The organism is Brenneria roseae subsp. americana (assembly GCF_003115815.1).
In the GTDB taxonomy this organism is placed as follows: domain Bacteria; phylum Pseudomonadota; class Gammaproteobacteria; order Enterobacterales; family Enterobacteriaceae; genus Brenneria; species Brenneria roseae.
This window is the reverse complement of sequence record NZ_QDKJ01000007.1, coordinates 21,310-37,795: the sequence shown is the minus strand read 5'-3', so window position 1 is coordinate 37,795 and position 16,486 is coordinate 21,310. Positions and strand designations below refer to the sequence as shown.

The 16,486-nt window shown below is 52.8% G+C and carries 13 protein-coding genes; 9 read left to right on the top strand and 4 right to left on the bottom strand.

Annotated elements, in window-relative coordinates:
- Positions 1–120: 120 nt before the first annotated feature.
- The 5 genes from secB to B4923_RS10340 all read left to right on the top strand — a co-directional run bounded on the left by secB (position 121) and on the right by B4923_RS10340 (position 4,864).
- A complete protein-coding gene (secB, locus tag B4923_RS10360) occupies positions 121–591 on the top strand; it encodes a protein-export chaperone SecB (RefSeq protein ID WP_109054290.1) in 471 nt (156 codons plus the stop codon).
- Positions 591–1,610 (top strand): NAD(P)H-dependent glycerol-3-phosphate dehydrogenase, encoded by a 1,020-nt coding sequence (gpsA, locus tag B4923_RS10355; protein ID WP_109054289.1) that lies wholly within the window; start codon positions 591–593, stop codon positions 1,608–1,610. Before secB ends, gpsA begins: the two co-directional genes overlap by 1 nt.
- Positions 1,611–1,721: 111 nt before the next feature.
- Positions 1,722–2,543 (top strand): serine O-acetyltransferase, encoded by an 822-nt coding sequence (gene cysE, locus B4923_RS10350; protein ID WP_109054288.1) that lies wholly within the window; start codon positions 1,722–1,724, stop codon positions 2,541–2,543.
- Positions 2,544–3,057: 514 nt separating this feature from the next.
- Positions 3,058–3,657 carry a lipid IV(A) palmitoyltransferase PagP gene (gene pagP, locus B4923_RS10345; RefSeq protein ID WP_425428617.1) on the top strand — a complete coding sequence of 200 codons (600 nt, stop codon included), beginning with the start codon at positions 3,058–3,060 and terminating at the stop codon, positions 3,655–3,657.
- Between the two features lie 307 nt (positions 3,658–3,964).
- Positions 3,965–4,864 carry a carboxylate/amino acid/amine transporter gene (locus tag B4923_RS10340; protein ID WP_109054287.1) on the top strand — a complete coding sequence of 300 codons (900 nt, stop codon included), beginning with the start codon at positions 3,965–3,967 and terminating at the stop codon, positions 4,862–4,864.
- Here B4923_RS10340 and metR read toward each other — a convergent pair.
- Positions 4,770–5,705, bottom strand: a complete 936-nt coding sequence (gene metR / locus B4923_RS10335) for an HTH-type transcriptional regulator MetR (RefSeq protein ID WP_109054286.1) — start codon at positions 5,703–5,705, stop codon at positions 4,770–4,772. The genes B4923_RS10340 and metR overlap by 95 nt on opposite strands.
- 104 nt (positions 5,706–5,809) lie before the next feature.
- Between metR and metE the strand changes: the two genes are divergently transcribed.
- A complete protein-coding gene (gene metE / locus B4923_RS10330; protein WP_109054285.1) occupies positions 5,810–8,077 on the top strand; it encodes a 5-methyltetrahydropteroyltriglutamate--homocysteine S-methyltransferase in 2,268 nt (755 codons plus the stop codon).
- 175 nt (positions 8,078–8,252) lie between these two features.
- On the opposite strand, the gene B4923_RS10325 is transcribed toward metE, so the two are convergent.
- Positions 8,253–9,080, bottom strand: coding sequence for a dienelactone hydrolase family protein (locus tag B4923_RS10325; protein WP_109054284.1), 828 nt, complete (start codon positions 9,078–9,080; stop codon positions 8,253–8,255).
- 336 nt (positions 9,081–9,416) lie between these two features.
- Between B4923_RS10325 and udp the strand changes: the two genes are divergently transcribed.
- Together udp and B4923_RS10315 are read left to right on the top strand one after the other, a co-directional pair.
- Positions 9,417–10,187 (top strand): uridine phosphorylase, encoded by a 771-nt coding sequence (gene udp / locus B4923_RS10320; RefSeq protein WP_109054283.1) that lies wholly within the window; start codon positions 9,417–9,419, stop codon positions 10,185–10,187.
- A gap of 168 nt (positions 10,188–10,355) precedes the next feature.
- Positions 10,356–11,141 (top strand): tyrosine-protein phosphatase, encoded by a 786-nt coding sequence (locus B4923_RS10315; RefSeq protein ID WP_109054282.1) that lies wholly within the window; start codon positions 10,356–10,358, stop codon positions 11,139–11,141.
- Positions 11,142–11,203: 62 nt separating this feature from the next.
- Here the strand turns inward: B4923_RS10315 and ppc are convergent, their stop codons facing one another.
- Both ppc and argE read right to left on the bottom strand, forming a co-directional pair.
- Entirely contained in the window at positions 11,204–13,843 is a 2,640-nt protein-coding gene (gene ppc, locus B4923_RS10310; protein WP_109054281.1) for a phosphoenolpyruvate carboxylase, read from the bottom strand.
- 263 nt (positions 13,844–14,106) lie between these two features.
- Positions 14,107–15,258, bottom strand: coding sequence for an acetylornithine deacetylase (gene argE / locus B4923_RS10305; protein ID WP_109054280.1), 1,152 nt, complete (start codon positions 15,256–15,258; stop codon positions 14,107–14,109).
- A 205-nt stretch (positions 15,259–15,463) separates the two neighbouring features.
- Between argE and argC the strand changes: the two genes are divergently transcribed.
- Positions 15,464–16,468 carry an N-acetyl-gamma-glutamyl-phosphate reductase gene (gene argC / locus B4923_RS10300; RefSeq protein WP_109054279.1) on the top strand — a complete coding sequence of 335 codons (1,005 nt, stop codon included), beginning with the start codon at positions 15,464–15,466 and terminating at the stop codon, positions 16,466–16,468.
- The last annotated feature ends 18 nt before the right edge of the window (positions 16,469–16,486 follow it).

Below are 16,486 nucleotides of genomic sequence, written 5' to 3'. Positions count from 1 at the left end.
AAATCAACCATTCGCCGTGACCGAAAGGTGACGGGAATAAGATGATGTAATGTGCTGGCGTCTGTTCCTTCAGCGACGATGGAAGACGTCACGTAAATCTAACAAAAGGTATTATTTAACATGTCTGAACAAAACAACACTGAAATGTCTTTCCAAATCCAGCGTATCTATACCAAGGATATCTCTTTTGAAGCGCCGAATGCGCCTCAGGTATTCCAGCAGGAATGGCAACCGGAAGTAAAACTGGATCTGGATACGGCCTCCAGCCAGCTGGCGGAAGACATTTATGAAGTTGTACTGCGCGTAACGGTAACGGCTTCTCTGGGTGAAGAAACGGCATTTCTGTGTGAAGTTCAGCAGGGGGGGATTTTCACCGTTGGCGGTATCGAAGGCACTCAGTTGGCGCACTGTCTGGGCGCTTATTGTCCGAACATCCTGTTCCCTTATGCGCGTGAGTGCATTACCAGCCTGGTTTCCCGCGGTACGTTCCCGCAGTTGAATCTGGCGCCGGTAAACTTTGATGCGCTGTTTATGAATTATCTGCAGCAGCAGGCCGACGGTGAAGGCGCTGCAGCACAGCAGGATGCCTGATGAAAGCCTCTGACGCTTCCATGACAGTCGTCGGTGCCGGTTCATACGGCACCGCGCTAGCCATTACGCTGGCGCGCAACGGTCATCGCGTTGTGCTCTGGGGACATAGCCCCGAGCACATTCAGGCGTTACAGGCCGCTCGTTGTAATCAGGCATTCCTGCCTGATGTCCCTTTTCCCGACACGCTGGAACTGGAAACCGATCTGGCGCGGGCATTAGCCGCGAGCAGAAATGTGCTGGTGGTGGTGCCCAGTCATGTTTTTGGCGATGTGCTACGTCAAATCAAGCCTCATCTGCGTGCGGATGCTCGAATGGTATGGGCAACCAAGGGGCTGGAGGCGGAAACCGGGCGTTTGCTACAGGATGTGGCGCGCGAAGCATTAGGTGAGCAAATTCCGCTCGCAGTGGTATCCGGCCCGACTTTTGCGAAAGAACTGGCGGCAGGGTTACCAACGGCGATTGCTCTGGCATCGACGGACAGCGATTTTGCGGACGATCTTCAGCGTCTGTTGCACTGTGGTAAAAGCTTCCGGGTATACCGCAACCCTGATTTTATCGGGGTACAGCTTGGCGGCGCGGTGAAAAACGTGATTGCCATTGGCGCGGGTATGTCTGACGGCATTGGTTTTGGCGCCAACGCCCGCACGGCGTTGATCACCCGTGGTTTGGCTGAGATGACCCGGCTGGGCGTTGCACTGGGCGCCGATCCCTCCACCTTTATGGGGATGGCCGGATTAGGCGATCTGGTTCTGACATGTACGGATAATCAATCCCGCAACCGACGGTTCGGCATGATGCTGGGGCAGGGAATGGGTGTGCAGGATGCGCAGGATAAGATTGGTCAGGTTGTGGAAGGATACCGTAACACCAAGGAAGTGCTGGCGTTAGCGCAACGTCATGGTGTTGAAATGCCGATTACCGAACAGCTTTGGCAAGTTCTGTATTGTGGAAAAGATGCTCGTGAAGCTGCGTTAAGTTTGTTGGGACGCACGCGTAAAGACGAAAGCACCCGATTATAAAACACCTCGTTTTCTACTGGGCTTCCTGATTTGGGGGGCTGATAGTATCTTTCGTTTTTTTATAATAATAAATTGTATTGCGGTGTGTGTGGTACTGCGGGGAGTAAGGCAATGTCGATAGAAGAGCTGGAACTGGTCTGGAAAAATATCAAGGCGGAAGCGCGCAGTCTGGCGGATTGCGAACCCATGCTGGCCAGTTTTTTCCATGCCACACTGCTGAAGCATGAAAATCTGGGGAGCGCGCTGAGCTATATGCTGGCCAACAAGCTGGCTAATCCGATTATGCCCGCGATCGCCATCCGCGAAGTTGCCGAAGAAGCTTACCAGGCCGATCCGCAAATGATCGTTTCCGCCGCTCGTGATATCCAGGCCGTTTGCCTGCGTGATCCGGCGGTGGACAAATACTCTACTCCGTTGCTGTACCTGAAGGGATTTCACGCATTACAGGCCTATCGTATCGGGCACTGGCTGTGGTCACAGGATCGCAGAGCGTTGGCGATCTATTTTCAGAATCAGATTTCAGTCTCGTTTGGCGTCGATATCCACCCGGCGGCCATGATTGGCTGTGGGATCATGCTCGATCATGCGACCGGTATCGTGATCGGGGAAACCGCCGTCGTTGAGAATGATGTTTCCATCCTCCAGTCCGTTACCCTCGGGGGAACGGGCAAGACCAGCGGCGATCGCCATCCTAAGATTCGTGAAGGTGTCATGATTGGTGCCGGCGCCAAGATTTTGGGGAATATTGAAGTGGGGCGCGGCGCCAAGATTGGCGCGGGTTCGGTGGTGCTACAGCCCGTACCGCCACATACGACGGCAGCGGGCGTGCCTGCCCGAATTGTGGGACGTCCGGAAACCGATAAACCTGCGATGGATATGGACCAGTATTTTAATGGCGTGAATCGCGGCTTTGAATATGGTGACGGTATTTAGTTTTCAGCCGTTCGCTATCGGTTCATTCCGGTTTTTTATTTATAAACCATCTGAAAATCAGATGGTTTTTTGTTATTTCAGGTAAGAAATTTCTGAAACGCTTTCTTAAACTAAAATTTATTTAACTCCTGTTGTCACTTATGTCTACATAATAGCTGACTTTTATTGTCGCACTTATCTGTGCAGACAGAATGATTTGAGTTATATAATTCAACTTATTGTTATATATCTTATCCGAGAGATTTCAGGATACAGGAAAGCGGTAAACGAATTTGACCAGCCAGCGGCTGGCCTTCGGTGAGAGACAGGATGTCTCTCATTAATCCCGATAAGTTTACATCAGTCAGTTATTCGAGTGAAAACGACGACCAACATTTCTGTAATTTGAAAGCTGAAGGATATGGATGGTGTTTGTTACGTTGCAGAGAGTCTTATGATGTATTTAAAACGTATTTTAGTAACCCTGTATTTGGCCGCGTTATCTGGCATGCCGTTCCTGGTTCAAGCTGCGGGTATGGAGAATAATCTTAGCCTGGATAATAATAACAGTGTGGTGAATACCAATAATACCACGGGCTATTCGTCTAACGACGGCGCCACGGCAGGTACGGATACTGCTGCGACGAAACATGACGAAAGCTGGTGGCAGAGAAGTAAAAATAATATCTCTAAAACCTGGTCAGAGTCGCCCAATCACGATATCTATATTCCAGCGATTACCTGGCATAACCGTTGGACGTACGATAAAGAAAAAACGGATGAATATAATGAACGTCCGTGGGGGGCCGGCTATGGTGTGTCGCGTCTGGATGAGGATGGCGACTGGCATTCACTGTATATTATGGCTTTCAAAGACTCTCATAATAAATGGGAACCGATCGGCGGTTATGGTTTTGAGAAACGGTGGCGGCCAACCAGCGATCAGGATTTCCAACTGGGGTTGGGATTTACTGCCGGTGCGACGATGCGGGATAACTGGAATTATATCCCTATCCCGGTTCTGTTGCCTTTGGCCTCAATCAGTTACCACAAGCTTTCTTTCCAGGCGACGTATATTCCCGGTACATACAATAATGGTAACGTTTTTTTTGCCTGGTTTAGATGGCAAATTTAATAAGCGTATTCTGTCAGCCTATTGCGATACCCTAAATAATCCGGGCTGCGGGGCAACAGATTGTCGTTTTGAACACGTTATGGACGAGGCTCATTCATGAGCCTCGTCACTACGTTGGTATTGCCTGTGTGTTTGATGCGCGGCTGCGATTAAATATCATTCGCTGCTGATTATTCAAACCCGCCTTCCATCAGTCTTTCGCGCTTTTGTTTGTTCGCTATTTGTTCAGATGTAAACTTATTTGTTTGAAACTTATACACCGTTCTCTATTACAATACGGCCACTTCATTGTTGAGTGGATTTTATTGTGTCATTACTCATTATCACCACCATTTTGTGGGCCTTTTCATTCAGTCTGATTGGCGAATATCTGGCTGGGCAGGTAGACAGCTGTTTTTCGGTATTAATGCGTATCGGGCTGGCGGCGTTGGTTTTCCTGCCGTTCCTGCGCTGGCGTGGATATGCGCCGCGCGTTTTGTTTCTGTATCTGCTGGTCGGCGCATGTCAACTGGGGATCATGTATCTATTTGTTTTCCAAGCTTATCTCTATTTGAGCGTGCCCGAGTTCCTGCTTTTCACGGTCATGACGCCATTGTATGTCACGTTAATTTACGATCTATTACGGCGTGAGCGGCTGCGCTGGGGATATATCCTGAGCGCGCTATTGGCGGTGCTGGGGGCGGCAGTGATCCGCTATGACGAGATTAGCCCCCATTTTGTCTGGGGTCTGATTCTGGTACAGGCGGCGAATATCTTTTTTGCTATCGGGCAGGTTGGTTACAAGCGCCTGATGGAAGTGCATCCCATGCCGCAACATACTGCGTTTTCATGGTTTTATTTGGGGGCGCTGGCCGTTTCGGTGGTGGCGTGGCTGCTGTTCGGCAATCCCAACCAGCTACCCAGCACCTCCGTGCAATGGGGAGTGCTGGTCTGGCTGGGCGTGGCGGCCTCGGGGCTGGGTTATTTCATGTGGAACTACGGCGCGACTCAGGTTGATGCCGGTACATTAGGGATTATGAATAATTTCCATGTTCCTGCGGGGTTGCTGGTCAATCTGGCTATCTGGCAGGAAACGGTACACTGGCCGAGTTTTATTATTGGCGCAATGATTATTATGTCCTCACTGTGGGTACACCGGCGTTGGGTCGTGAAGCGTCCCGTACAAACGGTAAATGGTCACAAGCGTGCTGACGCGCCGAACGAATAAACGCTTCAATCACTGGCTGGCGCTGTTCTCCGTCCCTGACGGCAGCGTACAGCCGGCTCCAGAGTCCTTCCCCGAGTGTTTTGGTGACGACCAGTCCCTGACGTTCGAAACTTTCCACCACCCAGTGCGGTAGCGCGGCGATCCCCATGCGGGCGGCCACCATCTGAATCAGCAGTAGCGTATTATCCACACTTTTCAAGGTCGGGCTGACGCCTGCCGGTTGCAGAAAATGACGCCAGACATCCAGCCGTTGGCGCTGTACCGGATAAATCATCAACGTTTCCAGACTGAAATCTTCCGGTTCGATTTTCTCTTTCGTCGCAAGGGGATGATCGGGAGCCAGTACCAGTCTGACTTCAAAATCAAACAGGGGGGAATAGTGTAATCCACTACGGGGCATGATATCCGAGGTCATGACCAAATCAAGTTCCCCCTGTTGTAATGCGGGCTGCGGATCAAACGTTACACCCGATTTGAAGTCCATGATCACCTGCGGCCAGTTTTGATGGAACTCATCCAGCGCAGGGGTCAGCCACTGGATGCAGCTATGGCATTCGATTGCCAGACGCAGTGTGGTCTGGTGCGGTTCATGACATGCCTGCAATGCCTGTTGGATTTGCGGCAACACCTGTTCAGCCAGCTGCAACAGAATCTCTCCCTGAGGCGTAAAGCGCAGCGGCTGACTTTTACGAACAAATAACCTGAATCCAAGACGTTGCTCCAGATCGCTGAACTGGTGAGACAGCGCCGATTGGGTCTGGTGAAGTGCGGCGGCCGCGGCGGCTAACGATCCCGTATTGCGCAGAGCTTGCAGTGTTCGCAGGTGTTTAAATTCGATCATGAGGGTCCTTCACAGTGACAGTGAATAAATTGCGCTTGTTATTAATACACTACCTGCGGATTATGGATGTGTAAACATCTGGATGGCTAAATGGGGTATTAACGATGACGATTTTGAATCACACACTGGGTTTTCCGCGTGTTGGACTACGACGTGAGCTAAAAAAAGCACAGGAAAGCTATTGGGCTGGCAACGCCACACAGGAAGAGTTGCTGACGGTCGGACGCGAACTGCGTGCGCGGCATTGGCAGCAACAGAAGGATGCGGGGGTTGATCTGGTGCCGGTGGGTGATTTTGCCTGGTACGATCATGTGCTGACGACCAGCCTGTTGCTGGGTAACGTACCGGCACGTCATCAGAATGTTGATGGTTCCGTCGATCTGGATACGCTGTTTCGCATTGGCCGTGGACGTGCGCCCACGGGAGAACCTGCCGCGGCCGCGGAGATGACCAAGTGGTTTAACACCAACTACCACTATATGGTGCCTGAATTTACCAAAGGGCAGCAGTTTAAACTGACCTGGACTCAACTGCTGGATGAAGTTGATGAGGCGCTGGCGCTGGGTCATAAGGTGAAACCTGTTCTGCTGGGGCCGGTCACCTATCTGTGGCTGGGCAAAGCGAAGGGTGAGCCGTTCGATCGCTTGTCTCTGCTGCAAGCTATTCTGCCGGTGTATCAGCAAGTGCTGGCTGAGCTGGCTAAACGCGGCATTGAGTGGGTGCAGATTGATGAACCGGCATTGGTGCTTGAACTGCCGCAGGCGTGGCTGGCCGCGTTCAAACCCGCCTATGACGCTCTGCAAGGACAAACAAAACTGCTGCTGACAACCTACTTCGACAGCATTGGTCAGAATCTGGATACCATCAAGGCGTTACCGGTTCAGGGGCTGCATGTGGACCTGGTCCATGGTAAAGATGATGCGGCCGGGTTGAATGCGCAATTACCTGCCGACTGGCTGCTGTCTCTGGGGGTGATCAACGGACGTAACGTCTGGCGTGCCGATCTGAGCAACTGGTTTGAGCGCCTGCAACCACTGGTTGGCAAGCGTACGCTGTGGCTGGGCAGCGCCTGCTCACTGTTACACAGTCCTATCGATTTAAGCGTCGAAACGCGTCTGGACGATGAAGTAAAAAGCTGGTTTGCATTTGCTATCCAGAAATGTTCAGAGCTGTCTCTGTTGTCCCAGGCGCTCAACAGCGGCAACGCGCAGGCTCTGGAAGCGTACAGCGCACCGATCCGTGCTCGCCGTACTTCGGCTCGGGTTAACAATCCGGCGGTTACCCGGCGTCTGGCGGCCATTACCCCGCAGGACAGCCAGCGCCAGCAACCGTATCCGCTGCGTGCCAAAGCCCAGCGTGCGCGCTTCAATTTGCCGGCATGGCCGACCACCACCATTGGTTCTTTCCCGCAAACAACGGAAATTCGTGGCCTGCGTCTGGACTTTAAACAGGGGCGTCTGGATGGCAATAACTATCGTACCGGTATCTCCGAACATATTAAGCAAGCAGTGGCGGAGCAGGAACGTCTGGGGCTGGACGTACTGGTGCATGGTGAAGCCGAGCGTAACGACATGGTGGAATATTTCGGCGAACATCTGGATGGTTTCATTTTTACTCAGAACGGCTGGGTGCAGAGCTACGGTTCTCGTTGTGTGAAACCACCGGTTATTATTGGCGATGTCAGCCGTCCTAAAGCCATTACCGTCGAGTGGGCGAAGTACGCGCAGTCTCTGACTGACAAACCGATGAAAGGCATGTTGACCGGTCCGGTGACGATTCTGTGCTGGTCTTTCCCGCGTGAAGACGTGACCCGTGAAACTATCGCTAAACAAATCGCGCTGGCGCTGCGGGATGAAGTGGCGGATCTGGAAAAAGCCGGCATCGGTATTATCCAGATTGACGAACCGGCGCTGCGTGAAGGTTTGCCACTGCATCGCTCCGACTGGGATGCATATCTGACCTGGGCTGTGGATGCGTTCCGTCTGAATGCGGCGGTCGCGCAGGATGATACCCAGATTCACACTCATATGTGTTATTGCGAATTTAATGACATCATGGATTCCATCGCTGCGCTGGATGCGGATGTGATTACCATTGAGACGTCACGTTCCGATATGGAATTGCTGGAATCGTTTGAAGAGTTTGAATATCCAAACGAGATCGGCCCGGGCGTATATGACATCCACTCACCGAACGTTCCCAGCGTTGAATGGATAGAAGCGCTGTTGTTGAAAGCGGCGCAGCGCATCCCGGCCGAACGTCTGTGGGTTAACCCGGACTGTGGTCTGAAAACCCGTGGCTGGCCGGAAACTCGTCAGGCGCTGGCGAACATGGTGCAGGCGGCACAGCGTTTGCGTGAAGTTCAGGCTTGATATGGTAAAGGGAGGCGTAAGCCTCCTTGAGATTGCTGACAAAGTCGTCTGTAAACCTGAGATACACGGGGCGACCACGGGGCGAGGCATCCCTGCGGGAACCTCATCCCCGTGTTTCCCCTAAAATCTAACTTTGTCAATGGTCTGAGGGAGGCGTAAGCCTCCCTGCTGTTGTTTAGCAAACTTCGTATTTTTTAAACCATGCCAGCATGCGCTGCCAGCCGTCTTGTGCGGATTCTGCATGATAGTTGGGGCGATAGTCGGCATGGAATGCGTGTCCCGCATCCGGATAGACAATAATTTCTGCATCCGCATTGGCGGCGCGCAGCGCCTGACGCATCTTATCCACGTCGTCCAGTGGGATCCCTCCATCTTTGGCGCCATACAACCCCAGCACGGGGGCGCAGAGTTCTGTCGCGATATCAATAGGGTGTTTGGGACTATTCAACGTTTTTGCGCCGCTGAATTTTCCGTACCAGGCGACGGCGGCTTTTAACTGCGGATTATGTGCGGCGTAGAGCCAGGCGATACGCCCGCCCCAGCAGAAACCGGTGATGGCGAGCTTACTGGCGTCGCCTCCCTGCCTGATGGCCCAATTTGCCGCATGATCGAGGTCCGATAACACTTGTGCATCGGGCACGTTGTAGACCAGCTCGGTCATAATCTGTTGGATTTCATGGTACTGACTAGGATCGCCCTGGCGGAAATAGAGTTCAGGCGCGATGGCCATATAGCCCTGTTTAGCCAGACGACGGCAAGTATCCTGAATATATTGATGGACGCCGAAAATTTCCTGAACCACCAGCACGATAGGGAAAGGTCCTGGTTGATTGGCCGGTTTGGCAAGGTAAGCTGGCAACTGCTCGCCCTGAGAAAGGATTGTGGTCTCAGCGGCGATAATGTCCGCGGTATCCGTATTTATGGTTGAGGAGGCTTGCGGTGTCACCGCCGGAGAAAATCCTCGCGGCAGGTGTCTGAGGGCTGTTGGCTCATCAGTCTTCATGGCGATCTCCTGTATTGGGCAGGCGGTGAAAATTCACAGCCATAACCAATAGTAACAATGATTAAAGAATCTACAATAAAAGCGGCGGCATCGGCGTAAACGGTTTTTTGATGCCTCTATTTGTGATTATTATCACGTTTTTTATGTATGCTGGTTTTTGTTTCCTTTTTATGAGTGATCGCCATCACTAAAAACGACATGGTAATACGCTAGAGTCTTGCTGATTGCGGGTTTTCCCCTGTCAAACGTTCTGAACGCTGTTTTATGCAATGCCGTACAACGTCGAAGAATTTTTTTATACCTCTGACTACTCAACTAATTGCCTGGGAGGCGGTTATGTCTAAATCTGATGTTTTTCATCTCGGTCTGACAAAGCATGATTTACAGGGCGCCACGCTGGCGATCGTTCCCGGCGATCCGGAACGTGTTGAAAAGATAGCCCGTCTGATGGATAACCCGGTATATCTGGCATCGCATCGTGAATTTACCTCCTGGCGTGCGGAGTTGGATGGGAAGTCTGTTATTGTTTGCTCCACCGGCATTGGTGGTCCATCAACCTCGATCGCGGTAGAAGAGTTGGCTCAGCTCGGAATCCGTACTTTCCTGCGTGTCGGTACTACCGGCGCGATTCAGGAAGGGATCAACGTGGGTGATGTGCTGGTGACCACGGCGGCGGTGCGTCTTGATGGCGCCAGCCTGCATTTCGCGCCCATGGAATTCCCCGCGGTTGCTGATTTTGCCTGTACGACTGCGCTGGTTGACGCGGCGAAGGCGGATGGCGTTGCGCTGCACATTGGGGTAACCGCATCATCCGACACGTTTTATCCCGGCCAGGAGCGATATGATACGTTCTCTGGTCGCGTCGTGCGCCGCTTCCGTGGTTCAATGGAGGAGTGGCAAAGCATGGGCGTACTGAATTATGAAATGGAGTCCGCTACGCTGCTGACCATGTGCGCCAGTCAGGGACTGAAAGCCGGGATGATCGCCGGCGTGATCGTTAACCGGACCCAACAGGAAATTCCTGACGTGGCGACAATGAAACTGGCTGAGACAACCGTTATCAAGGTTCTGCTGGATGCCACCCGCCGATTGCTGGCTGCCGAGTAGTTCCGCGTACTGTTTACCGAGCGCATTGCGGGCCGGGTTTTATTGAGCGATCGACATTGATACCCGCCCGTCTCCTGATAATCTGTTATTGGTTGACCGATATGATGTGCCGTTTGACCATCAGACGGTGGCGTTGCTCGCCCGTTACAACAAATCGCAAGGAGATATATGACCGAACCAATGTTGCTCCATCCTTCTTTATTACCGCTGGACGGTGGAATTAACTTCCGCGATCTGGGTGGGAACCGCGCCGCAGATGGGCGTCTTATTCGTCACGGCAAACTGTTTCGTTCCGGTTCCCTGGATTTGCTGAGTCATGCCGATTGTGAATATCTTGCCGGCGTACCGGTTTCTCACGTCGTTGATTACCGGGATGAGGACGAAATTGCGGGTAAACCCGATGTCCTTTGGTCCGGCGCGAACTACCATGCGTTTCCGGCCAATCCTCTGCGTCATGAAGTGACGGCGAATCTGGATTCGCTAGGATCTGATGTGCTGGCGGCGTTTGATTCGCGGGCATTTATGCTGGAGCTTTACCGTCGTTTACCGTTTGATAACTCAGCCTACCGTCAATTGGTGGCATTGCTGATGCAGCCGGATGACGAAGGCGCGCTGGTACAACATTGCGCCGTGGGTAAAGATCGCACCGGGATTGGTTCTGCGCTGGTGATGTTCGCGCTGGGAGCGGATGAGCAAACGGTGGTGGAAGATTATCTGTTGACCGACACCACGCTGGCTCCTTTCCGTCAGCAGCTGGTGACGCATCTGGCCAACACGCTCAATGAAAAAGCGCTGGGGCAGTTTTCTTATGTGCTGTCGGTGCAGGAAGAATTTATTGTTACGGCGTTACAGGCCATTTATGAGCGCCATGGTTCTGTCGATGGCTGGCTTGAGGTCGAATATGGGTTGGACAACCAGGCTCGCCAGTTCTTGCAGGATAAATACCTGGTTTGAGCGATTGAAAGGCCGGTCTAAAGACCGGCCTTTGTCTGTTACAGCAGCGCTAAATGCGGCGGTTAGCCCGTATTACGCATCCCGGCGGCGACGCCCGCAATCGTAACCATCAGCGCCAGTTCCACCTCGGCATCCGGCTGTTCCTGTTGCCGTGAGCGATGCAGCAGTTCGGCCTGCAATACGTTCAGCGGGTCGGTGTAGACGTTACGCAAGGCAATGGATTCTGCAATCCACGGCAGGTCTTCCATCAGGTGATCGTCATTGGCGATCGTCAGCACCACATTGATATCGGCAGCTAATTGATCGCGTAGCTGTTTTCCTAACGGCCACAGTTTTTTGTCAACCAGTCGCTGGTCATAATATTCCGCCAGCCACAGGTCGGCTTTGGCGAATACCATCTCCAGCATCCCGATACGCGTGGAGAAGAAAGGCCAGTCACGACACATGGTTTCGAGCTGTTTCTGCTTGCCGTCATCAACGACTTTCTGCAAGGCTGCGCCGGCGCCCAACCAGGCGGGCAGCATCAGGCGATTCTGTGTCCAGGCGAAAATCCACGGGATCGCACGCAGGCTTTCAACACCGCCATTAGGACGACGTTTCGCCGGGCGTGAGCCCAATGGCAATTTACCCAGTTCCAGTTCGGGCGTGGCGGCGCGGAAGTAAGGAACGAAATCCGGGTTCTCGCGCACATATCCGCGGTACATATCGCAGGAAACGCGGGACAGCTCATTCATCACTTCATGCCATTCCTGCTTGGGTTCCGGCGGGGGCAGCAGGTTGGCTTCCAGAATGGCGCCGGTATACAGAGCCAGGCTGCTGATAGTGACTTCAGGCAGGCCGTATTTGAAGCGGATCATTTCACCCTGTTCGGTAACGCGCAGTCCGCCTTTCAAACTTCCCGGCGGTTGAGACAACAGCGCGGCGTGCGCCGGCGCGCCGCCGCGGCCAATTGAACCCCCGCGGCCGTGGAACAGCGTCAACGCAATGCCCGCTTTCTCACAGGTTTTGATCAGAGCGTCCTGAGCACGGTATTGCGCCCATGACGCCGCCATTACGCCGGCATCTTTCGCCGAGTCGGAATAGCCAATCATGACCATTTGTTTACCCTGGATGAACCCGCGATACCAGTCGATATTCAGCAGTTGGGTCATCACCTCGTCAGCGTTGTTCAGGTCATCCAGCGTTTCAAACAGCGGGGCGACCGGTAACGCAAACGGACAGCCGGCCTCTTTGAGCAGCAGATGAACCGCCAGCACGTCAGACGGCGTACGCGCCATTGAAATCACATAGGCCGCAATAGAGCCTTGCGGCGCTTTGGCGATTACGCGGCAGGTATCAAGCACTTCCTTGGTGTCTGCGCTCGGTTCCCAGTAGCGTGGCAATAGCGGACGCTTAGAGCTTAATTCACGGATCAGAAACGCTTGTTTATCGGATTCAGACCAGCTTTCGTAGTCGCCGAGACCCAGGTAGCGGGTAATTTCAGCCAGCGCGTCGGTGTGACGGGTACTTTCCTGACGGACATCGATGCGCACCAGCGGCACACCGAAACAGCGCACGCGGCGCAGCGTATCCAGCAGTTGGCCGTCGGCGATGATACCCATGCCGCAGGCATGCAGTGACTGGTAACACGCATGCAGCGGTTCCCAGAGCTGTTCGTTGTTGACCAGCAGGTCTTTCGGCGGCAGCAGCTGTTCGCCTTTAAGACGGGCTTCCAGATAGCTCAGCGTGGTATTGAGCTGGGCGCGCAATGATTTCATGATGGCGCGATAGGGTTCCTGTACCTCGTCGCCGCCAGCCAGCTTGCGCAGCGCTGGCGTACATTCGGACATCGACAGTTCTGATACCAGAAACTGGATATCTTGCAAAAACAGGTCGGCGGCTTTCCAGCGGCTGAGTAATAACACATGACGGGTGATTTCGGCGGTGACGTTCGGATTGCCATCGCGATCGCCCCCCATCCAGGAAGTAAAGCGCACGGGCACGGCCTCAACGGGCAGGCGGTAACCAAACGATTGCTCCAGCAGTTCATCCAGTTCGCGCAAGAAAGCAGGCACCCCTTCCCACAGGCTGTTTTCAACCACGGCAAAGCCCCATTTTGCTTCCTCTACCGGGGTGGGCCGTATTTTGCGGATTTCGTCGGTATGCCAGGATTGCGCAATCAACTGACGCAGACGACGCATAATCTGGTTACGTTCATAATCGGCCAGATCGTCATGATCAAGCTGTTTAAGACAGGTATTCACTTCAACCAGCTTATGGATCAGCGTCCGGCGGGTGATTTCAGTGGGGTGTGCCGTTAATACCAGCTCAATGGAAAGCGATTCCACCGCATCACGAATGTCTCTTTCCGTTAGATGCTTACTTTCTTTTAAGCGATCAAATGCTCTGGCGAGTAACTCCGGGTTGCTGGCTGCCTCGCCGTGGGGGGAAATGGTATGGTATTGCTCGGCGGTATTGGTCAGGTTAAGAAACTGGCTAAATGCACGGGCAACCGGCAACAACTCATCGTTGGACAGATTCTGTAATGTGGTCAGCAGTTCCTGACGATGCTTCTCGCTGCCTGCCCGAGAGGACTTTGACAACTTGCGGATTGTTTCTACTTTATCAAGAATGTTTTCACCCAATGCCTCCTTGATGGTATCGCCAAGCAGCTTACCGAGCATACTGACGTTACTTCGCATTGCGGAATATTGTTCGTTCATATTTACCCTGACCCATCTCTCTATTTTTGTAAGTTTGTTTCACTTGACAGATATTCTGCACTTCTTTCATCTAGCCACGACAAGTCTGATTCGTCAATTGACGATTCTTTGTTCTCGCTATTCTTTCTACCTGCGGATCTTTTTACCTGCATTGATATAGGCATGGCAATTTGTGAAATTTAATTACAAATGAGCTGATATTAGGAGCGCTTATCAGAAGGCGATCGCGGAGCCCGCAGGCCCCGCGACATTGGCGGTCACACTCAGTGGTGGCAGAAATGCTGAATAACCTGCGCAATCAGTTCCCGCGTTGGTTTGATAAAGGCGGTATCAATGTATTCGTCCGGCTGGTGGGCCTGATTGATAGAACCCGGCCCCAATACCAACGTCGGGCATAGTTCCTGAATAAACGGCGCTTCCGTACAGTAATTCACCACCTCGGTTTTCGTTGCCAGCAATTTTTCCACTACCGACACCAGACGATGGTCGGCCGGGCATTCATAGCCCGGAATGGGAGGATGTAATTCGCTGATGGTCAACCGGCCCGGCCAACGCTGACTCACTGGCGCCAGCGAGTCAGCCAGTAAGCCATTCAGGTCATTCAGCGTCAGCCCCGGCAGCGGACGAATATCCATATGCAGCTCACAGCAGGCGCAGATACGATTGGCGGCATCCCCGCCGTGAATGTGGCCCAGATTCATGGTGGGATAAGGAATGTTGAACGCCGCGTTGTGATAGCGCTCCTGTAGCGTGTTGCGCAGCACCAGCAGATGCGAAATGGCTTCATGCATAAGTTCAATGGCGTTCACACCGCGGGACGGATCGCTGGAATGGCCTGACTGCCCCTGAATCCGGATCGCGCTGGACATATGGCCCTTGTGGGCGCGCACTGGCTGTAACGAGGTCGGTTCGCCGATAATGGCGCAGTCCGGGCGGATCTGCGTGGATGCTGAGAAGTATTTGGCGCCCGCCATGGTGGTTTCTTCATCGGCGGTCGCAAGAATATAAAGTGGTTTCGTCAGTTTTGTTGGATCGATGTCACGCAGCGTGTCGAGAATGAAAGCGAAAAATCCTTTCATATCGGCGGTGCCCAGACCATAAAGTTTATTATCGTGCTCGGTCAGCGTGAAAGGATCGCGCGTCCAGCGTCCATCATCGAAAGGCACCGTATCCGTATGCCCGGCCAGCAGTAAACCGCCTTTACCTTCACCAATCCGCGCCAGCATATTAAATTTATGTTGTGTGCCGGGGACGGGTTGAACGTCGACATGGAAGCCTAAATCGGTAAACCAGCCTGCCAACAAGTTGATTAATGCCTGATTACTTTGATCGAGTGCGCTGTCGGTTGCACTGATGGACGGAGTCGCGATCAACGCCCGGTATAGCTCAATAAAAGGGGGTAAATTCATCTTCACTGTTGACAGCCTCTGGTTAGGATAGTATCAATATTCATGCATTTATTTTGAATAAAAATACAATAACGCTAAGTGAAAGGAAACCACAAGATACCGGGTGGCGAGGAATTCATCACTTTGCTTAGCTTCGCGGGTGAACAGCGTGTTTACGCTGGTGAACCCTGTTACCTGTTACATAGATAAATTAAGAAGGTATACGGATCCCATGCTGAATACGTTGATTGTTGGTGCAAGTGGTTATACCGGTGCAGAACTTGCACTTTACCTGAACCGTCACCCACAGATGAACATAACCGCTTTGGCGGTTTCAGCGCAAAGTGTTGATGCCGGAAAATTGCTTTCCGATTTGCATCCACAGCTGAAAGGCATTATCGATTTACCGGTACAGCCGTTGACCCATGTTGCTGAAGCCGCCAAAGGTGTTGACGTGGTGTTTCTGGCGACGGATCACAAGGTCAGTCATGATTTGGCGCCTGAGTTCCTGGCGGCCGGCTGTACCGTCTTTGATTTGTCGGGCGCCTACCGCGTTCAGGATGCCGATTTCTATACCCGCTATTATGGATTTGAACATCAACATACGGACTGGCTGGCTCAGGCCGTATACGGTTTGGCCGAATGGAAGGCCGAAAGTATCAAACACGCCCGGCTGATTGCGGTGCCGGGGTGCTATCCAACCGCGGCACAACTGTCGTTGAAACCGCTGGTGGATGGACAATTGCTGAATCCGGCACAGTGGCCGGTCATTAACGCCGTCAGCGGCGTGAGCGGCGCCGGACGTAAAGCTTCCTTAACCAGCAGTTTCTGCGAAGTCAGCCTGCAACCTTATGGTATCTTCAACCACCGTCATGCGCCTGAGATTTCAACCCACCTTGGTACGCCGGTCATCTTTACGCCACATCTCGGTAATTTTGCGCGCGGTATACTGGAAACGATCACCTGCCGTTTGCAGCCGGGCGTGACATCACAGGATATCGCAGAGGCTTACCATAATGCTTATCATGATAAACCGCTGGTGCGTTTGTATGAGAAAGGCGTTCCAGCATTGAAATCTGTCGTCGGTCTGCCATTCTGTGACATTGGCTTCTCCGTTGAGGGTGAACATCTGATCATCGTCGCCACGGAAGATAATCTGCTGAAAGGCGCTGCCGCTCAGGCGGTACAATGCCTGAATATTCGTTTTGGTTTCCCGGAAACCCAGTCTTTACTCTGATCAAAAATTTATCATTCT

What these genes read in the sequence shown, in the direction of transcription:
- secB (WP_109054290.1), top strand. Translation starts at nt 121, where the DNA reads ATGTCTGAACAAAACAACACTGAAATGTCTTTCCAAATCCAGCGTATC.
- gpsA (WP_109054289.1), top strand. Translation starts at nt 591, where the DNA reads ATGAAAGCCTCTGACGCTTCCATGACAGTCGTCGGTGCCGGTTCATAC.
- cysE (WP_109054288.1), top strand. Translation starts at nt 1,722, where the DNA reads ATGTCGATAGAAGAGCTGGAACTGGTCTGGAAAAATATCAAGGCGGAA.
- pagP (WP_425428617.1), top strand. Translation starts at nt 3,058, where the DNA reads ATGGAGAATAATCTTAGCCTGGATAATAATAACAGTGTGGTGAATACC.
- metR (WP_109054286.1), bottom strand. Translation starts at nt 5,705, where the DNA reads ATGATCGAATTTAAACACCTGCGAACACTGCAAGCTCTGCGCAATACG.
- metE (WP_109054285.1), top strand. Translation starts at nt 5,810, where the DNA reads ATGACGATTTTGAATCACACACTGGGTTTTCCGCGTGTTGGACTACGA.
- B4923_RS10325 (WP_109054284.1), bottom strand. Translation starts at nt 9,080, where the DNA reads ATGAAGACTGATGAGCCAACAGCCCTCAGACACCTGCCGCGAGGATTT.
- udp (WP_109054283.1), top strand. Translation starts at nt 9,417, where the DNA reads ATGTCTAAATCTGATGTTTTTCATCTCGGTCTGACAAAGCATGATTTA.
- B4923_RS10315 (WP_109054282.1), top strand. Translation starts at nt 10,356, where the DNA reads ATGACCGAACCAATGTTGCTCCATCCTTCTTTATTACCGCTGGACGGT.
- ppc (WP_109054281.1), bottom strand. Translation starts at nt 13,843, where the DNA reads ATGAACGAACAATATTCCGCAATGCGAAGTAACGTCAGTATGCTCGGT.
- argC (WP_109054279.1), top strand. Translation starts at nt 15,464, where the DNA reads ATGCTGAATACGTTGATTGTTGGTGCAAGTGGTTATACCGGTGCAGAA.